The sequence below is a fragment of the Chryseobacterium sp. StRB126 genome, assembly GCF_000829375.1.
In the GTDB taxonomy this organism is placed as follows: Bacteria; Bacteroidota; Bacteroidia; order Flavobacteriales; family Weeksellaceae; genus Chryseobacterium.
In genome coordinates this window covers 5,129,701-5,148,359 of the sequence record NZ_AP014624.1, presented here as the reverse complement: position 1 = coordinate 5,148,359, position 18,659 = coordinate 5,129,701, and the positions used below count along the sequence as shown (strand labels likewise).

The 18,659-nt window shown below is 36.0% G+C and carries 20 protein-coding genes; 4 read left to right on the top strand and 16 right to left on the bottom strand.

What is annotated here, in order from left to right; translation table 11 throughout:
• Positions 1 to 8: 8 nt before the first annotated feature.
• From CHSO_RS23300 to pdxA, 8 genes are all read right to left on the bottom strand, one after another.
• Positions 9 to 557, bottom strand: coding sequence for a YdcF family protein (locus tag CHSO_RS23300; protein ID WP_045501200.1), 549 nt, complete (start codon positions 555 to 557; stop codon positions 9 to 11).
• A 239-nt stretch (positions 558 to 796) separates the two neighbouring features.
• Entirely contained in the window at positions 797 to 1,918 is a 1,122-nt protein-coding gene (locus tag CHSO_RS23295) for an FAD-dependent monooxygenase (protein ID WP_045501199.1), read from the bottom strand.
• Between the two features lie 56 nt (positions 1,919 to 1,974).
• A complete protein-coding gene (locus tag CHSO_RS23290) occupies positions 1,975 to 2,457 on the bottom strand; it encodes a Crp/Fnr family transcriptional regulator (RefSeq protein WP_232509118.1) in 483 nt (160 codons plus the stop codon).
• Positions 2,458 to 2,717: 260 nt separating this feature from the next.
• The gene (gene accC, locus CHSO_RS23285) at positions 2,718 to 4,073 is read right to left on the bottom strand and encodes an acetyl-CoA carboxylase biotin carboxylase subunit (RefSeq protein WP_045501198.1); all 1,356 of its coding nucleotides are present in this window, start codon (positions 4,071 to 4,073) and stop codon (positions 2,718 to 2,720) included.
• A gap of 84 nt (positions 4,074 to 4,157) precedes the next feature.
• The gene (gene accB, locus CHSO_RS23280; RefSeq protein WP_045501197.1) at positions 4,158 to 4,640 is read right to left on the bottom strand and encodes an acetyl-CoA carboxylase biotin carboxyl carrier protein; all 483 of its coding nucleotides are present in this window, start codon (positions 4,638 to 4,640) and stop codon (positions 4,158 to 4,160) included.
• Between the two features lie 127 nt (positions 4,641 to 4,767).
• A complete protein-coding gene (gene rpmF, locus CHSO_RS23275) occupies positions 4,768 to 4,971 on the bottom strand; it encodes a 50S ribosomal protein L32 (protein ID WP_002976251.1) in 204 nt (67 codons plus the stop codon).
• A 67-nt stretch (positions 4,972 to 5,038) separates the two neighbouring features.
• Positions 5,039 to 5,569 carry a YceD family protein gene (locus CHSO_RS23270; RefSeq protein ID WP_045501196.1) on the bottom strand — a complete coding sequence of 177 codons (531 nt, stop codon included), beginning with the start codon at positions 5,567 to 5,569 and terminating at the stop codon, positions 5,039 to 5,041.
• A gap of 84 nt (positions 5,570 to 5,653) precedes the next feature.
• Positions 5,654 to 6,745, bottom strand: coding sequence for a 4-hydroxythreonine-4-phosphate dehydrogenase PdxA (gene pdxA / locus CHSO_RS23265; protein ID WP_045501195.1), 1,092 nt, complete (start codon positions 6,743 to 6,745; stop codon positions 5,654 to 5,656).
• A 48-nt stretch (positions 6,746 to 6,793) separates the two neighbouring features.
• Between pdxA and CHSO_RS23260 the strand changes: the two genes are divergently transcribed.
• The 3 genes from CHSO_RS23260 to CHSO_RS23250 are packed head-to-tail and all read left to right on the top strand — an operon-like array spanning position 6,794 to position 9,538.
• The gene (locus CHSO_RS23260; RefSeq protein ID WP_045501194.1) at positions 6,794 to 7,378 is read left to right on the top strand and encodes a riboflavin synthase; all 585 of its coding nucleotides are present in this window, start codon (positions 6,794 to 6,796) and stop codon (positions 7,376 to 7,378) included.
• A 1-nt stretch (position 7,379) separates the two neighbouring features.
• On the top strand, positions 7,380 to 8,834 hold the full coding sequence (locus CHSO_RS23255) for a sensor histidine kinase (RefSeq protein WP_045501193.1): 1,455 nt from the start codon (positions 7,380 to 7,382) through the stop codon (positions 8,832 to 8,834).
• Complete coding sequence (locus CHSO_RS23250) at positions 8,834 to 9,538, top strand: tRNA1(Val) (adenine(37)-N6)-methyltransferase (RefSeq protein WP_045501192.1); 705 nt, start codon at positions 8,834 to 8,836, stop codon at positions 9,536 to 9,538. Before CHSO_RS23255 ends, CHSO_RS23250 begins: the two co-directional genes overlap by 1 nt.
• Before the next feature lie 36 nt (positions 9,539 to 9,574).
• Here CHSO_RS23250 and CHSO_RS23245 read toward each other — a convergent pair whose 3' ends face one another.
• The gene (locus CHSO_RS23245) at positions 9,575 to 10,285 is read right to left on the bottom strand and encodes a cell division ATP-binding protein FtsE (protein ID WP_045501191.1); all 711 of its coding nucleotides are present in this window, start codon (positions 10,283 to 10,285) and stop codon (positions 9,575 to 9,577) included.
• A gap of 154 nt (positions 10,286 to 10,439) precedes the next feature.
• Positions 10,440 to 10,598, bottom strand: coding sequence for a 50S ribosomal protein L34 (gene rpmH, locus CHSO_RS23240; protein WP_034701860.1), 159 nt, complete (start codon positions 10,596 to 10,598; stop codon positions 10,440 to 10,442).
• 234 nt (positions 10,599 to 10,832) lie between these two features.
• Here rpmH and CHSO_RS23235 point away from each other — a divergent pair, with 234 nt between their 5' ends.
• Positions 10,833 to 11,837: a DHH family phosphoesterase gene (locus CHSO_RS23235; RefSeq protein ID WP_045501190.1), complete on the top strand. Its 1,005-nt coding sequence runs from the start codon at positions 10,833 to 10,835 to the stop codon at positions 11,835 to 11,837.
• 72 nt (positions 11,838 to 11,909) lie between these two features.
• Here the strand turns inward: CHSO_RS23235 and CHSO_RS23230 are convergent, their stop codons facing one another.
• From CHSO_RS23230 to tilS, 6 genes are all read right to left on the bottom strand, one after another.
• Positions 11,910 to 12,713, bottom strand: coding sequence for a patatin-like phospholipase family protein (locus CHSO_RS23230; protein ID WP_045501189.1), 804 nt, complete (start codon positions 12,711 to 12,713; stop codon positions 11,910 to 11,912).
• A 44-nt stretch (positions 12,714 to 12,757) separates the two neighbouring features.
• Positions 12,758 to 13,570, bottom strand: a complete 813-nt coding sequence (locus CHSO_RS23225; protein ID WP_045501188.1) for a hypothetical protein — start codon at positions 13,568 to 13,570, stop codon at positions 12,758 to 12,760.
• Between the two features lie 4 nt (positions 13,571 to 13,574).
• A complete protein-coding gene (locus tag CHSO_RS23220; protein ID WP_045501187.1) occupies positions 13,575 to 14,357 on the bottom strand; it encodes an alpha/beta fold hydrolase in 783 nt (260 codons plus the stop codon).
• Between the two features lie 108 nt (positions 14,358 to 14,465).
• Entirely contained in the window at positions 14,466 to 14,981 is a 516-nt protein-coding gene (locus tag CHSO_RS23215; protein WP_045501186.1) for an ExbD/TolR family protein, read from the bottom strand.
• Positions 14,982 to 15,235: 254 nt separating this feature from the next.
• The gene (locus CHSO_RS23210; protein WP_045503253.1) at positions 15,236 to 17,305 is read right to left on the bottom strand and encodes a protein-disulfide reductase DsbD family protein; all 2,070 of its coding nucleotides are present in this window, start codon (positions 17,303 to 17,305) and stop codon (positions 15,236 to 15,238) included.
• Entirely contained in the window at positions 17,295 to 18,644 is a 1,350-nt protein-coding gene (gene tilS / locus CHSO_RS23205; protein ID WP_045501185.1) for a tRNA lysidine(34) synthetase TilS, read from the bottom strand. Before tilS ends, CHSO_RS23210 begins: the two co-directional genes overlap by 11 nt.
• Between the last annotated feature and the right edge of the window lie 15 nt (positions 18,645 to 18,659).

The window sequence follows — 18,659 nt, the reverse complement described above, 5'->3', positions numbered from 1 at the left end:
AACTTTTCTTATAAATAATAAGCGAAGAACTCCCTGAAAACTGAATAGAAATCCCTTAATTCAAAATATTCAGGACTTGAACTTTCAATATTTTTAAAATGATGTTCCCTGAACAGTTTTTTAATTCTGGTCTGATGATAAAACTGCGATACAGAGATAATATTTTTATACTGGAAGCGATCAGCTATTTTTATGGTATTGAGAACAGTCTTCTCTGTATTATCCCCAAAGTTATCCACAAGAATATTATAGGCAGGAATTTTATTTTTAATCAGGTATTTTTTCATTTCTGTACCTTCCCAATAACCCTCTTTACCCAAACCACCGCTTACCAGGATGTCTTTGACTTGTTTTTTCTGATAGAGCTCAATACTTTTGTCTAATCTTACCTGCAGGCGTGGGGAAAGGGTGCCGTCTTCATTTACTTTATTTCCAAAGACCACAGCAAGATCAGCTTTCTGTTCAGAATTTGTCAATCCATCATAAGTAATGTATAAAGAATGGATAATAAACCAGGAGAATCCGGCAATGAGAATGTATTTGATGATAATTTTCACACTATTTTTATCTATCGTTAACGTTCAGAACAAAACAATCTTCGGTTTATAAATGGTAACATTGTGTTTTGAAATTATTTTTTTCAAAAAGAATTAACATATAAAGTCGAAAAATATTATTCAGTCAAAGATATAAAATTGATGGATACAATGATTGAAAACATATAAGGCTCAGAAGAGGAGAAGATTATTTTGAAGCTTCTGTAACGATCTTCAACAATTAAATTATAAAGTTGCTTTTAGTATGAGATATCAAACACTTTTTCCATTTGCTTTTCGTTAGCAGAGCTAGGTGTTGCCTTTAGTAAAATATTGCGAAGCCAAACTGCCAAATTGTTTTCATAATGAGAAACTTTACCAATAGTAGAACTCGTGTTGACAATGTAATGCGCTTTCTTCATACGCAGCTCTTCGTATTGTGTGAAAACTTCGTCTACATTTTTTCCTTCGCCAAAAAGTTTTCCGAGAACGTAGGCATCTTCAATTGCCTGGCAGGCGCCTTGTCCCATATTAGGAGTTGTAGCATGGGCTGCATCACCAATTAAGCAAACACGGTCTTTTTGCCATTGAAAAATAGGTTCCAAATCGATAATGTCATTGATAAATATTTTTTCTTTGGGAGTTTCGGAAATCATTCTGGGTACTTCTGGATTAAATTCGGTAAAAAGTTCTGCAAGATGGTTCGGGTTTTTAACCAGATTCTCGTTAATCACAGCGTACCAATAGACTTGTTGATCATTAATTCTCACGAAACCGAAGCGTTTGCCCTTTCCCCATGCCTCATAGGCTTCATGTTGGTATTTCGCTACCCAATCGAATTCACTAACACCACGCCAACATTTCTGTCTGGAGGATCTTAGCTTTCCAATATTTAAAATTTGCTGCCGCACTACCGATTTAATTCCATCTGCACCAATAACTACACCTGCATTAGCGAAGCTTCCGTCTTCAAAAGTGAATTGATAGCCGTTTCCCTGTTCAATCTTGGATAAACGTTTGGCAAGTTTAATATTTTCAAAACCAATTTCCTCAGCCAGAATCATTTGCAAATCGCCACGATGAATAGCCGTATTGTGTACTCCATATTTATGCTCGAATCTATTCAGTTGTACATCTGATAAGGTCTTGAGTTGTGGATCGGTAATTTTAATGTTTGAAATTTTGTGGCCTGCTTTTTCGATTTTCTGGCGGATGCCAAGTTTATCAAAAACCTGCATTGCATTATTGGCCATGATAATTCCGGCACCTACAGGTTTTATTTCGGTTGCACTTTCGTAAATGGTAACATCCAGATTGTTTTTTTGTAAAGCTAAAGCTGTTGTCAAACCGCCAATTCCGCCACCGATAATTGCTATTTTCATTGTGATTACATTTAGATGAGGCAAAATTAAAGAGCAGAAAAGCCAAAAACGTTCACCTAAGTTAACTTCTGGAATGAGTAAATTCTTTTCCGGATTCTGCTCAGCGATTGTGGCGTAATTCCTAAATAAGACGAAATGTATTTCTGTGGAATTTTGTTCAGGATTTCGGGTGACTTTTTTAAGAGATTGAGATAGCGTTCTTCTGGTGTATAAAAAAACAATTCGTCCAGCCTTTGTTTTGCATCCAAAAAAGCTAAATCGGATATACGTTTTGCCAATCCAACCCAAAAAATATCTTTCTGAATTAAAATCTCAACATCTTTTTTATCAAAATATAAAACTTCCGTTTTTAGAAGAGTCTTTATAGCTGCCGTTGTTTTTTTTCCGGTGATATAGCTTGCGTAATCACCAATAACATCATTATTCACTTGCAAAAGATAGCTGATATCTTCACCTTTTTCATTGATGTAATAAATCCGGACGGCGCCGTTCAAAATGATCCCCAAACGGTCAAAAACTCCATTTTTAGGTTCTATCATTTTGCTCTTATTATAATTTGCGATGTAACAAATCTCCAAAAATTCCTCCGCGCGCTCCATAGAAATTTGAAGTGTCTCTGCTAATTTCTCTTTTATTGCTGATGTCATTTTTTGTATGTTAATTTTGATAGATACTGCAACAAGTTTGATCTCTTGTAGCTACAAAAATAAATTTTCCTGCTTTATTAGAATGATTGATAGTATAAAACTAAAGAAGGCGCCTTTTCAGACGCCTTCTTTTTATATAAATGATAATTTTTTTAGTGATTATCATATTTTCTGTCCATTACAAAATCCTCCATGAATTTTGTAGTGTAGTTTCCTGCAAGATAATCTTCATTATCCATCAGTTGTCTGTGGAAAGGAATAGTTGTTTTTACTCCTTCAATATAGAATTCCTCAAGAGCACGTCTCATTTTTGCAATCGCTTCCTCACGGGTTTGAGCCGTAGTGATAAGCTTAGCAATCATAGAGTCGTAGTTAGAAGGGATTGTGTATCCTGAATATACGTGAGTATCTACTCTGATTCCGTGTCCACCTGGGATGTTTAATCCTGTGATTTTTCCCGGAGACGGTCTGAAGTCTGCGTAAGGATCTTCAGCGTTAATTCTACACTCAATAGAGTGTAATTTAGGGTAATAGTTGATTCCTGAAATAGGAGTTCCCGCAGCAAGAAGAATTTGTTCTCTGATTAGGTCATAATCAATTACCTGCTCGGTAATAGGGTGCTCTACCTGGATTCTTGTATTCATTTCCATGAAATAGAAATTTCTGTGTTTGTCTACAAGGAATTCGATAGTTCCTACACCTTCGTATCCGATGAATTCTGCAGCTTTTACCGCAGCATCACCCATTTTCTCACGAAGCTCATCAGTCATGAACGGAGAAGGTGTTTCTTCCGTTAACTTCTGGTTTCTTCTTTGTACAGAACAGTCTCTTTCAGAAAGGTGGCAAGCTTTGCCGAACTGGTCACCTGCAACCTGAATTTCGATGTGTCTAGGCTCTTCAATCAGTTTTTCCATGTACATACCTCCGTTTCCAAAGGCAGCTACAGCTTCCTGAATAGCAGATTCCCAGTGATCTTTAAGGTCTTCAGCTTTCCATACTGCTCTCATTCCTTTACCACCACCACCGGCAGTTGCTTTAATCATTACAGGGTATCCGGTTTCCTCAGCAACCTTTACAGCATGCTCGTAAGATTCGATCAATCCGTCTGAACCCGGTACACAAGGTACACCGGCAGCTTTCATGGTAGCCTTAGCATTGGCTTTGTCTCCCATTTTTTCAATCTGTTCAGGAGAAGCTCCAATGAACTTAATTCCGTTCTTCTGACAGATTCTTGAAAAGTTAGCATTTTCAGATAGGAATCCATAACCTGGGTGAATGGCGTCAGCGTTTGTAATTTCCGCAGCAGCAATAATGTTAGGGATTTTAAGGTATGAGTCTTTGCTCATCGCAGGACCAATACAAACCGCTTCATCAGCAAATCTTACGTGAAGACTGTCTTTATCTGCAGTAGAGTATACTGCAACGGTTTTGATCCCCATTTCTTTACAAGTACGTAAAATACGCATTGCAATTTCGCCACGATTGGCTATTAATATTTTTTTGAACATCTTAATAATATTTGAAATTTGAAAATTTGAAATTTGAAATTGACTTTATAATCAATTATCAATCATCATTAATCAATATTTTAATTAAGATGGATCTACTAGGAATAATGGTTGGTCATATTCTACCGGAGTAGCATCGTCAACTAAGATTTTAACGATTTTTCCGCTGATTTCAGATTCAATCTGGTTGAATAACTTCATTGCTTCAATTACGCAAACTACTTTACCAACAGAAACTTCGTCACCTACGTTTACGAATACGTCTTTATCCGGAGATGGTTTTCTGTAGAATGTTCCAATCATTGGAGATTTGATTGTTACATATTTGCTATCATCAGATGCAGCGTCAGCTTTTTCTGCAGGAGCAGCAGCCGGAGTTGCAACAGGTGCCGGAGCAGCTACCGCTTGTGGAGCTGTGTGATAGACTGCAGGCTGCGCATAAACAGCTTCGCTTCCAGCTAATGGAGTTTTAATAGTGATTTCGAAATCCTTAGTCTTGTATTTTACTTCTGAAACTTCAGCCTTAGATACAAACTTAATAAGATTCTGTATGTCTTTAATGTCCATAAATTTGATATTTGATTTGATGCCAAAGATACCAAAAAAACACAAAAAACAACAAAAAACCGCCGAATTTTATCAAAATTGGGCGGTTTTTGTATTAAAATGAGGCTTTTTCAATGAAAAGCGACTCTTAGTTTTCTTCAGTAGCAGCTACTTCTTTTTCCAATACTACTTTACCTCTGTAGTAAAGTTTTCCTTCATGCCAGTGAGCTCTGTGGTATAGGTGAAGCTCTCCTGTTGTTGCATCTTTAGCTAATTGAGGAACTACAGCTTTGTAGTGAGTTCTTCTCTTATCTCTTCTTGTAGACGACTGTCTTCTCTTTGGATGTGCCATTTTCTAATAACTTTTTTAATTGATGAGCGATGAGATTCATCATCTCATCATATTTAAATTATTCTATTTAATTATTGTCTCTTAATTTTCTTAAAGCCTCCCATCTAGGGTCACTTTCATGTTCTTCCTCTTCAGCTTCCTCAATATCTTTCGGACTGAACTGGTCAAGAATTTTGATATCTTCATCACTTACATTCGGTGAAATCTTTTTCATCGGGATAGAAAGCATCACATTTTCGTAGATCAAATGAGCTACGTTGAAAGCATGCTCTGCAGTAGGAATCGTAATAACATCTTCATTGCTGTCATCATATTCTTCCCCGAAATTCACCAGAATTTTGATTTCATTCTCAATAGGATAGTCGAAGTCTTCATTTGTAATATCACAAACCAACTCAACCCAACCTTTTATCTTAATCTCAAACTCCAGAAAAGTAGTGTGTTTGTCTAATAAGACATGTACTTCTATTCTAGGGTTTGTAAATTCCTGCTCAGTGTCAAATAATTGAAAGAACGTTTTATCTATCTCAAACTTGAACTCGTGTTTTCCGTTTTTAAGTCCGGAAAAGCTTACGTCATAGTTTCTTAACTTGTCCATAAAATGAGTGTGCAAAAATATGCATTTTTTTTATAATAACAAATAAAATCTAAAACAAATTAATTTAAAATTTGTTTTAACGGTTTATCCTTCAGTTTCCTCAGGCAGATCCTCGTCAATTCCGTTATCAACAGCTATTTTTCTAGGCTGAAGACGGGTGCTCATCAGTTCACTGTATTCACTTCTGTTGTTGAAAACCTTAATAGCAGTGAAGATAGCTTCCATAAAACTCTGTTCATCGGCAATATTTTTCCCCGCAATATCATAGGCAACTCCATGATCCGGAGAGGTTCTGATAAAAGGAAGCCCAGCTGTATAATTTACCCCTTCTTCATAGGCTAGTGTTTTGAACGGAGCTAATCCCTGATCGTGATACATTGCTAAAACCCCATCAAAGTTTCTGTATTTGTTGGGTTGGAAGAAACTGTCTGCCGGGAAAGGGCCGAATGCCAGAATTCCATTATCTGAAAGTTCCTGAATGGCCGGGCTGATGATTTCTATTTCTTCAGTTCCGATAACTCCGCCATCTCCCGCATGTGGATTCAATCCCAATACGGCAATCTTCGGTTTCTGAATGCAGAAATCTTCAATAAGCGTCTGATTCAATACTCTGATCTGTTTTTTGATTTTCTCTTTGGAAATATTCTCAGCAACTTGTGCAATAGGAATATGATGGGTAGATACGGCTACTTTAAGATCCTCAGTTACCAGGAACATCAGTCCTTTTTTACTGAATTTTTCTTCAAAATATCCAGTGTGTCCGGTATGTTTAAAGCCCATTTTTACCATTTCATCCTTGTTGATAGGAGCTGTTACCAGGACATCAATGTCTCCTTTCATTAAAGCTTCAGTTGCTGCTTCCAAAGAATCAATAGCCATTTGGGTAGATTCCTCAGTAGGAACCCCCAATTCAACATTCACGTTTTCCTTGGTTAGATTTACCATATTCAGCTTGCCGGGCTGTGCCTGAGAAGCTTCATTTACATAGTTGAAATTAAGATTCAGCTTGAAAATGTTTTTCTGATAAGTGAATAATTTCCCCGAACCAAAAATTACAGGAGTGAAAAAATCTGTAATGGTTTTGTCTTTCAGAGACTTCATAATGATTTCCGGGCCGATGCCATTGAAATCACCGATTGAAATTCCTACTCGTACTTTATGGTTTTTTGGGCTCATTTTGATTATCTTTGAAGATTATAATTTACAAATTTAGCAAAAAATAATATGTTCACAGGAATTATTGAAGCAGTTGGTGTTATTGAAAAGATTGAAGAGAAAGGAAGTAACATAGATTTCACCCTGACATGCCCTTTTACAAACGAACTTAAAATTGATCAAAGTCTTGCTCACAACGGATGTTGCCTGACTGTGGTTGAGATTAAGGAGAACCAATATGTAGTAACAGCAATCAACGAAACGTTGGAAAAAACCAATCTTGGAAAATGGGAAGTGGGAAGTGTTGTCAATCTTGAGCGTTGTATGAAAATGGATGGAAGACTGGATGGACACATCGTTCAGGGACATGTTGACAAAACAGGTGAGGTCGTAGGAATTGAAAATAAAGACGGAAGCTATTTTATTACGATGAAATATGAAGCTGATGGAAATTTTGTAACTGTACCTCAAGGTTCTATTACCGTAAATGGAATCAGTTTAACCGTAGCAAAAAGCGAAGATGCCCAGTTCTCGGTAGCTATTATTCCTTACACATGGGAATTTACCAATATGCAGCACCTGAAAATTGGTGATAAAGTGAACCTGGAATTTGACATCATTGGTAAGTATATTGCTAGGTTAATTAAAAAATAGGATGTCGTTAAATAAATATAAAGGATATAGTTTAAGGAACCGTGTGTTTTTCGGTTTCTTATTGGTATGCTTTTTAAGTGTTGTGGCAACATCACTGGTCCCTTATTTTGTGTTGAGGAATAATTCACTGCAGCAGAGCAACATTGATATGCAGGAGAAAACCAATGCTGTAATGAGATATCTGGATTATGCCGTAAGCCGTACACTGGTAGAAACACAGGATCTGCCGAAGGTTTTAGGGAATAAGATCTTTGAGATTGCAGATATTAACCAGCATGATATTGTTATTTATGATCTGAAAGGAAATTACCTGCTGTCTAATAAGGATGAAAGCCTGATTGATCAGAAAACACTCTCTATAGAAATTATCAACAAAATCCTGTCTACAGATGCGAGAGTTGATATGACCAGATATGATGCTGCCAAAGATGCCAAGCTAACCTCTTCATATCTTTTATTGAAAAACAATGAACTGGAGCCAATCGGTATTGTTTATATTCCTTTATATCATAACGAATCTGCCTATCTTGACGTACTGCATCAGTATGTAAAATATATTCTTTTAGTGGATATATTCCTAATCCTGTTCAGTATATGGATAAGCTGGGTAACCTCCAATAGCCTAGCCAAAACCATTACGAAGTTTTCCGATATGATTACCCGCATTACATTGTTTGAGAATGAAATGCGTCCTATCAGATATTATAAGAATGATGAGCTGAATGCTCTGGCAAGAGCTTACAACAGAATGATTCTGCAAATCCAGGATCAGAAAGAAAGGTTAAGGTTTAAAGCCTCTGAAGAAGCGTGGAGAGAAATGGCAAAACAGGTTGCCCATGAGGTGAAGAATCCGCTTACTCCAATGAAACTTACCATTCAGAATTTTGAAAGAAAATTTGATCCGGAAGATCCAAACATAAAGGAAAAAGTGAAGCAGATGAGTAAAACAATGGTGGATCAGATTGATCTGATTGCTACTGTGGCTTCTGCATTCTCAGAATTTGCCAAGCTTCCTGAGAAAAATAATGAAGTTATCAATCTGAATACAGAAGTAGAAGATATCCTTCGTGTATTTAATGACGACAGTATCTTCATGCATGCCAACAAAAGTAATATTATGATTAATATGGACAGAATTTATCTTTCCAGAATCATTACCAATCTTGTTACCAATGCTAAACAGGCGGAAAGTGATGAGAGAAAATTAATTATCAATGTAGATGTAGAGCAGCATCAGCGAAGAGTGATCTTCTCTGTTCAGGATAACGGAGTTGGTATTCCAGAAAGTATGTATGAAAGAATTTTTGAGCCTAATTTCACCTCTAAAACCAGCGGAATGGGACTCGGATTATCCATGGTAAGAAAAATGATTGAAGACTACAAAGGAGAAATCTCAGTGAAATCAGAAGTAGGAAAGGGGTCTACATTCATCATTACATTGCCTACCAATTTATAGTGAAGCCTTTTACATTTAAGCAATTTAAAATTCAGCAATCTAAAAATGTCTTCCGGGTAGGAACAGACGGGGTTTTGCTTGGAGCCTTAGCAGATGCTGAATCTGCTTTTCATGTTTTGGAAGTAGGTACTGGAACAGGGCTGATTTCATTGATGTTAGCTCAAAGGAATCAGCAGGCGGATTTTTTAGGATTGGATATTAATGAAGATGCTGCTGCTCTTACAAAACTTAATTTTGAAAATGCTCCTTTCTGCACGAGATTGAAAAATATTCATCAGGATTTTAAAACTTTTGAGACTAATGAAAAGTTTGATCTGATCGTTTCAAATCCTCCTTACTTTGAAGAATCCGGATCTGATAAAGATAAAATTGCCCGCCAGACGGTAGAATTGAATTTCCGACAGCTTATTGCTCGGTCTGCTCAACTTTTATCCGAGCACGGACTTCTTTCGGTAATTATTCCGGTGGAGGCTGGAGCAATCTTTATTTTAATTGCTGAAGAAAATAATCTGTTTCTGAGCAGAAGAGTTCATATCAAAGGTATTGAAAATTCCAAAACAAAAAGATGGGTCCTGGAGTTTTCTTTAACGAAAAAAAACCTTCTGGAATCTGAATTTATTATAGAAAAAAGTCCGAGAAAATACTCGGACCAATATCTTGAACTCACCAAAGAGTTTCATGTTTTTAAAGAGGTTGGAAATTAGAAAAAACAGTTCTGTGATTTCTGATTTTTTTTGTTCTTATTCAAATAATTCGGCAGTATCTAGTACGGATACTTTTCCATCTTCACATCTGATGGCTTCACCAGGGAAGTTCTGAATCATATGATAATCGTGAGTAGCCATTACTACAGCAGCGCCATTTTCAAGGGCAACCTGTTTTAATAGGGTCATGATTTCGTTAGAAGTCTCCGGGTCAAGGTTACCCGTTGGCTCATCTGCTAAGATAAGATCCGGATGGTTAAGTAGTGCTCTTGCGATAGCGATACGCTGCTGCTCGCCTCCGGAAAGTTCATGGGGCATTTTATGCTTTTTGCTCTTCATGTTCACACTTCCCAATACTTCATTGATTCTGTCTTCCATTTTTGTTTTATCGTTCCAGCCAGTCGCTTCCAAAACGAATTTCAGGTTCTTTTCAACAGTTCTGTCGGAAAGTAATTGAAAATCTTGGAATACAATGCCTAATTTTCTTCTTAGGTTAGGAATATCAGATGGTTTTAGTTTTGCCAGCTCAAATCCTACCACGGATCCGTGTCCTGAAGCTAATGGAATATGCCCATAAAGCGTTTTCAGAAGGGAGCTTTTTCCGGAACCTGTTTTTCCAATAAGGTAGCAGAATCTACCTTTTTTAATATTAAGATTTACATCAGAAAGAACAGTAAAGTTTTTTTGGGCAATTTTTGCATGCTGTAAACTTATAATATTGTCTCCGGAGATATTTGTATGTGGCATAATTTAATTTTAAAGGCTATTTCTAACAAAAAATTTTCAATCTTTAAAAATAGAAAAAAGAAGTCTATTTGACTCTAATTTTAATAAATTTTAACAACAAAAAATGCCTGAAAAGAAACTTTCCAAGCATGTTTTGTATATGATAATAAAAAGATTATCTCTTAGCGCGTGCAGCACTTACAGTTAAACTCTTTCTGCCTTTAGCTCTTCTCGCAGCCAAAACTCTTCTTCCATTTGGCGTAGACATTCTTTCTCTGAAACCGTGTTTGTTTCTTTTTTTTCTTTCTGATGGCTGGAATGTTCTTTTACTCATTACTATATGTTTAAATCGTAATTAATCTATTAATTTTCAGGTTGCAAAGATATAGAAATTTTTATAAGATACAAATTTTAATAATCTTTTTTTGAAAATATTTGTAATGTTTTTTCATCAAATACTTACAAAGCTTGATTGGAAACTAAATTCCAGATGCAAAAATAATATTTAAATGATTTATATAAAAGCTCTATCTTTGAAAACTTAAATTTTAACGAAAATAAACACAAGATGTTTACACCAGCAGAACTTTTAGAGATCAATACATTACTAACACCTGAAAACAAAATAGTTATTCTTACCCACTATAATCCGGATGGTGATGCTATTGGTTCCAGCCTGGGATTGAAACATTATTTAAAGGCAAAAGGAATTCATGCTGAGGTGATTGTGCCTAACGATTTTCCAAAGTTTCTGAAGTGGATGCCGGAATCTAAGAAAGTGGTTATTGCAGAATATAAAAGAAAGCTGGCTGCTGATATGATTGCAGCAGCAGATGTTATTTTCTGTCTTGATTTTAATTCGCCTTCAAGAATTGGATTATTGGGAGACTGGCTGATAAAGGCTCAGGGAAAGAAAATCCTTATTGACCATCATCAACAACCGGAGCCATTTGATTTTGTGTATTCAGATACGGTAATTCCTGCTACTTCACAAATGGTTTATCATTTCATTGAAGCGATGGAAGATGAGAAACTTGTGAATCAAGATATCGCAGAATGTTTGTATACCGGAATTATGACGGATACAGGAGGTTTCCGTTTCCGCTCAACAAGTGCTACTACCCATAGAATTATTGCTAACTTAATTGAAAAAGGAGCAGATCCTGCGATGATTACTTCCAATACCTGGGATACGAATACAGCATCTCGTCTTCATTTGCTGGCCTTGGTTTTAGGAAGAATAGAGGTGGTTAATGATGGTAGTGTGGCTATTTTAAGCCTTACAAGAAACGAACTTAAAGAATTTGGGTTCCAGAAAGGAGACACAGAAGGTTTCGTAAATTATGGGTTAAGTATTGCCGGGGTAAAAATGTCTGCGTTTTTTATGGAAGATCTTTATGAAGATTTTATCAAGATCTCATTCAGAAGTAAAGATGATGTAGATGTAAACCAATTTTCCAGAAAATACTTTAACGGTGGCGGACATATTAATGCAGCAGGTGGTAAATCCAATGATTCCTTACCGGGAACTATTGAAATTTTCAAAGCAAGACTAATCGAAGAAAGTTTGTAAAAGAGAAACACGCTGAAGAGAAGATTGTAAATCAACTTTGATATATTCTCAAGCCTTCCCGTATTCGGGCCCTCAATCCTTATTATATCCCTTTTCCTCAAGTTCCATACAAGTATATTCGTAAACCTGTTGAAACATTTCATCCATATATTTTTTGTTGAAAAGGCTATATTTCGTCATTTTTGGGGGATCTAGAAATATATTACAGTATTTTACTTTGGAATAGACCGATTTTGCAATGGCTAAATGGAGAATTCTGTCGAATTCTTTCATCAGGCTCATCTTATTTAATTCATCGTAGCTTATTGAGTTGACATGCGAAGCAATTAGGAAGTCACATTTATCCATAATAGGTTCAATGGGAAGGTTGTCAAGAACACCGCCATCTACGTATATTTTCTCACCCATTCTTACGGGTGGCAGGATAAAAGGAACACTTGATGAAGCAAGAAGGGGTGTGAATAGCTCACCTTCAGAGAAAAAATCAACAATCCCATGAGTCATTTCCGTGGTGGCTACATAAACAGGGATTTTCAGGATGTTAAAATTATCCTCGGGGAAATAATCTTTGAAGAGTTTCAAAATAAAATTAGAACTGAAAATTCCATTCTTTGATAATTTCAGAGCCGACCGGGAGAAAAATGAAGTCTGTTTTACAATTTCCATCATTTCGTCCGGTGTTTTTCCAAACGAATAAAAAGCAGCGATAATAGAACCTGCACTGGTTCCTGAAATAATATGTGGTTTAAGGTTATATTCTTCCAATGCTTTCAATACAGCGATATGCGCAATTCCACGCATTCCTCCGCCTGAAAGTGTAAGTCCGATAACCTGTGGCTTCGGAGGTGTTTTTTTTTTGAACGAGAATATTCCCATTGAGAAAATTATACCTCACTAATATACAGGATTTTTCTCAATGTTTATGGCTCATCACATTCAGAATCAATCTTAATGAAAAGTGCATTGAATTCATTGTTCATCTTTTCATCATGAGAAACCCTCTGTATTTTATCATTTGCACAATTACCCCATCCAAAAGTAATCAGGTCAATGATCGCATAGTCCCTATTGTCTGTGGAGTTGAGTTGTTCATTATACTCATCCATTACATGTTGCGGATTGCCGTTTGTATTGCTCATTTCTTCTCTGAGTTTTCTCCACTCTGCAAACATTTGATCATCAGTAGAATTTAAAGCTTTTGAAAAAGTTTTACACTTGTTGTCTTTAAGCAAAACTGCTGGATTGGAGTAGGCCTGAACCTCAATTTTTAATTTCTCATAATATTGAATAAGTTCCTCATATCTTTTCTTTTTAATATCCTGCCAGTAAGAGTTGTTTACAACCTTCAGGTTTTTAATCTGAGCTTTTCTTTCTGCAAAATCCTTATCAAGCTTTGCCAGAATTTTATCTTGATTATTTCTTACTTCCGCAAGACTTTTAAGATTGTAGACAGATTGGGTGTCAAGCAAAGAACCGCTTAGTTCAAACCAGAGTTTATAAGTACCTTCAATTTCTTCTCTTGAGTATTTATTGCTGTCAAAATATCCTTTGTTATCACATAATTCTGTCACAAATTGAAATACTTCCTGTTTAGGCTGATCGGCGCTTAGAGTGTCTGCTTTTTGGGATGATGTCTGAGCAGAGTTTGTAAGCTTGGCAGTGGATGTTGGCTGTTTATCCTTTTTGCAGCTTAAGAATGCAAGAAGAAAGATAGAAGTGATGGCAATTTTCATGTTTTTACAATACCAATTTCTTAGGAAGATTGTGAAGGAGTTCCGTGTTAATGATTTCTGCACAGATGCCGGGTTTTTCCCAATGACCATTGTGGCCGCAGTCCAATACATATGATTTGATATTCGTTCTGTCCGGAAGGTTTTTGATTGTAGTACCAGTTTTTACCGCATTGTCGTGTTTGCCGGCCAGAATCAGAATTTTGGCTTCCAGATTTTGCATGATATGCTTTTTGTCCGTTCTTTCTACCATCCCTTTTACGCAGGCAAGAGCCCCCATATTGTTGGTAGAAAGTGCCGTTTCCAGCGCTGTTTCAATTTTCCCTTCAAGAATATCTCTTTCATTAGGGTTAAATAAGTTTGGAATTCCTGCTCTGGCATAATGAGCATAGGCATCTTTAATGATTCTGTAACTCTTGATACGCTGTTGTTTTTTCTCTTCGTCATCCGGAAAATAGGTGGAAAAGAATAGGGTTAAACTCTTCAGAGAGTCCGGATGTTTTTCGGCAAAAGCGAGAGAAACATATCCACCCATAGAATGTCCCAATAAATGAACGCTCTCTAAGTTTTGGTCATCTAAAACTTTTTTAACTTCATCAGCCATCAATTCCATAGTGTGGATCTCTCCCAGGATTTCAGATTGTCCGTGTCCAGGGAGATCAATTTTCAATAGTGAAAAATCTTTGGAAAGATGAGGCTCCATATCGCTCCAAATGGATAGGTTTTCCATAAAGCCATGGAGGAGTACTAAAGTTTCTTTTCCATTTCCTTTTCTTTCAAAGTTCAGCATGATTCCAACATTTTATAGATTAAAATAATACAGCCTTTTGTTGGCTGTAGCTTAGTTTTCCTTTCAAATGTAAACAAAAAAGAGCATTTTAAAAATGCCCTTTCTTTTTTATTGAGTTAATTCTTTGTAAACCTTTGTTTCCCAAGGTTTGATATCTGTTACTCCATAACGTTCTTTTTTAGCAATTGCCAGATTATCCAGCATATCTACAAAATTTTTGTAGTTGGCTTCATCAGTAGGCTTAATAATTACTGTGAAGTTTTCCTGATTAGGAGCATTTTTGTAGGCTTCGGAAATAATTTTTGAAACATTTACCCCATTGAAGTCGGTTTCTTTTAAGTTGCTTGTGTTGAGATCATCCTTATTGCTTTGATGATAAAATACCCGATTATCTTTTCCAAGAATAAATGTGACCTGGTTTTTTTGATGCATTACGGGTTCGGTTGTTGGGATTCCTTTTGCAGGAAGTCCCAGGTCCATAACGTTCGGTTTTGTAAAGTTTGTGGTAAACATAAAAAACATCAATAGTAAGAAGTTGAGGTCTACCATTGGGGTCATGTCAATTTTAATTAACTTCTTCTTTTGTTTGCCAGTCTGTTGCTCTTGTGTGATTACTTCAGCCATAATTCATATTTTAAATTGTTAAACGGTATTTGATGAAAACTTTAAAAATCCGATCGTGATTTTGAAAAACTGATACAAAGTTGATGCCTAAAATTTAAAATATATAATGAATTTTTATTTTTATTGAAAGATTGTGTTTAAATAATGTTAAAAATGATATTTAATTTGGGTTGAATGCTGGTAATCTTTATCATCGTGAAAATAAAAAACTCACACTATAACAGTGTGAGTTTACTATTTCAATATAAAATAATTTATTTGCTTTTCTTGAAGTAATTAACTCCGCATTCTAAGAATTTCTTAAAATCTTCCTTCGGCATATACCCGGAAACAGGCGTGTTGATCACTTTTCCGTCCGGAGTTATTAAAACGTAGTGAGGCTGAGAGTTGTTGTTGAAGTTAACCTGTTGGAATAAACTCCATCTGTCCCCAATCGTTTTAACCTTTTTGATCTGTCCGTCTCCAAGATCAATCTTTGTTTTTTGATCTTCAGGAAGCTCTTCTTTGTCGTCTACATAAAGAGAAGCTAAGACCACATCATTCTGAAGGATCGGTAAGATATCCGGTTCGCTCCATACAAACTCTTCCATTTTTCTGCAGTTTTCACAACCATAACCTGTGAAGTCAATCAAGATAGGTTTGTTTTCCTTTTTAGCAATTTCTATTGCTTTAAAGAAGTCATGCTCAGGGTGCATTCCTAAAATTCCGTCTTTTTCATCATGGAAATAACTAACATTCAGTGGAGGCAAAATTCCGCTTAATAACTGAAGTTTTGGACGGTCAGATGGTACTAATCCCTGAATCAGATAGATCACAAAACCGAATCCTAGTACTCCTAATATTTTTCTGGTGATTGAAATTTTTGGTTTTTTATCATCATGTGGAAACTTGATTAATCCAAATAGATATAAAGCCAATCCTAAAGCTACAATGATCCAAATAGCGATGAAAAGTTCTCTTTTTAAGAAGAAAGTCTTTGATACAAGGTCTGCTTTTGATAAGAATTTTAGAGCCAAAGCCAATTCTACGAAACCTAGTACCACTTTTACCGTATTCATCCATCCACCGGATTTCGGTAGACTTTGTAATGCCTGTGGGAATAAAGCCAATAACCCAAAAATTATAGCCCATGCTAAACCAAATCCTGCCAAAGCAAATGTTAATAACATAGGAACATTAGATGAACCGGTTACTGCACTTCCTAATAAACTTCCAAGAATTGGTCCTGTACAAGAGAAAGAAACAATTACCAGCGTTAATGCCATAAAGAAAATACCGATGATACCACCAGCTTCTTCAGCTTTTGATGACTTATTAGCAATAGAGCTAGGCAATGTAATATCATAATATCCGAAGAAACTTCCGGCAAAGAAAATAAATATGATAAAGAAGGCAATATTCAGCCAAACACTTGTAGAAATCTCGTTGAAGATATTTCCTGCAATTCCATCAATAATGTGGAAAGGAATACTTAATAAAACGAAAATAAGAAGAATAAAAAACCCATAGATTAAAGCATCTCTTTTACCTTTTGCTTTATCCTTACTTCCTTTCGTAAAGAATGAAACCGTTAATGGAATCATTGGGAATACACATGGGGTAAGCAAGGCGATTAACCCTCCAATGAACCCTAGGAATAAATAAGTCCAGTAGTTCTCATCTACCTTTGTAGAAGCCGTTCCGCAATCTGTTAACGGTTTTTTGAAATTCAGCGTTTCAATTTTCAGCTGCTTAGGATCCAGTGTTGAGGTCTCAGCAATCGTAACCTCTGTTTTAGTAGGGTTTTCAGTAACGGTTTCAACAGCTTTTATAGAGTCGTTTGCAGGTTTTGCCGTTTCTTCAGGAGTAGCTTCTTCCGTTGCTCCTTTTGGAGTAACCTTTTGATTGAACTCCAGTGTATTTGGGGCAAGACAAACCCTGTCATCACAAGTCTGATAGGTAATTTCAGAAGTAACATCTGCCGGTTTTGTAGGGTCCTTTAGCTTGAATTTCTGTTTGAAACCAGCCGTATTGGAATAAAAAACAATAGTTCCCCCGAAAGCTTCAGAGAATTCCTCATGTTTCTTACCTACTTCAGTGAATTTTCCTATAAGTTCAATATTCTTTCCTGAAACTTTATACTCAGTAGGGATTCCTGTATCTTCAGGAAGATCTTTAGAGTAAATATGCCAGCCTTTTTCCATGGTGGCATTCAAAACCGCTTCATACTGGTTGTTGCCCAGATCGTTGATGGTAAATTTAAACTTTACAGGATTTTTAATCTGTGCATTAATTCCTGTTGCTAAAAAGAGTAGAATTAATAAAAACCAATTTCTAAATTTCATTTTTCGTTTCATTAAAAATTTTGAGAATACGTTCTGTTTTCTCATCCTTTGCGTATCTTCTATCCTGTCTGAAAGGGATAATTCCAAGTACGGAATTGTTACTGTCAGACAATATCCAAATTTTTTGCCTCGCTAAAATAGATAATTTTTCGTCCCTAAAAAATTTAGAAACTTTCTTTTTCCCCGAAAAGCCAGTTGGGTAAAACTCATCACCATCCAGTTGTTTTCTTAAACGCAGTGGAAACTGAAGTTTTGCAGCATCAAAATTCCATTCCATATTTTTATTGATTCCATCAATGTCTTCCATAGAATCCTGAAGGTTAATGCTGATCTGGTTTTCTGAAAAATCAAAATGATCAATTAGGAGAATTTCGTTTGTGTTTTCAATTTTTTTATTGATATCAAAAAAAATTAATTCATCTCTGTTAACAATCAACTGATAGTCTTTTGAAAAAAAAGAACTGTTATTTTCTGCCTTAAAAATTTTAGGAATTTCTTCTTCCTGATTAAATCCGTATTTTTTTAAGATCTCAAACTTAACGAAATCGTTTTCCTGACCTAGCTTTTCTTTTGATAAGATTTTATGGGTTTTGTTAAATACAGTAAGTTTATTTTCTATCTCCTGAATCTGTTTTTGGACAAAATCTTTGGTCTGGTTCAGATAAAAAGAACTCCTTTTGAAGTTTTCCAGAAAATGATCGTTGGTTTCCTGTAATTTCGGAACAATTTCATTTCTGATCTTGTTTCTCAGATAATCACTCTTTTTATTGGAAAGATCTTCCCGGAATTCAATCTTATTTTTTTCTGCGAATTGATAGATTTCCTGCTTGGAAAATGATAAAAGAGGTCGGAGAATATGATTGTCGTTGGCGGGAATGCCACTCAATCCATTAATTCCTGCTGCTTTGGAAAGATTGATGATAAAAGTTTCCAGCTGATCGTTCAGGTGATGAGCGGTAACTAGAAATTGCAGCTTTTCCTTTTCCTGAATTTCCTTAAAAAAAGCATATCTAAGCTCTCTTGCCCAAAGCTGGATAGAATTTTCCGGTTTTTTATCTTTTCCCGAAACTTCATATAGATGGAACCTGATATGATTTTTCTCACAAAAATCCTGCACCACTTTTTGATCCAGATCCGAATCTTCGCCCCGGAGTTTATAATTGATGTGAGCTACCTGAAATGAGCTGTATAAATTCTGTTTTTCATCCCTCAAATCCTGGAACAAGGAGGCTAGAACCATAGAGTCGGCACCTCCGCTCACTGCTAAAAGATAGCTGTGATTTTCAGGTTGGTGAATAAGATTTTCTAATTGTTTTCTGAAACTTGATTTTTTCAACATAGGTGTTGAGAATTT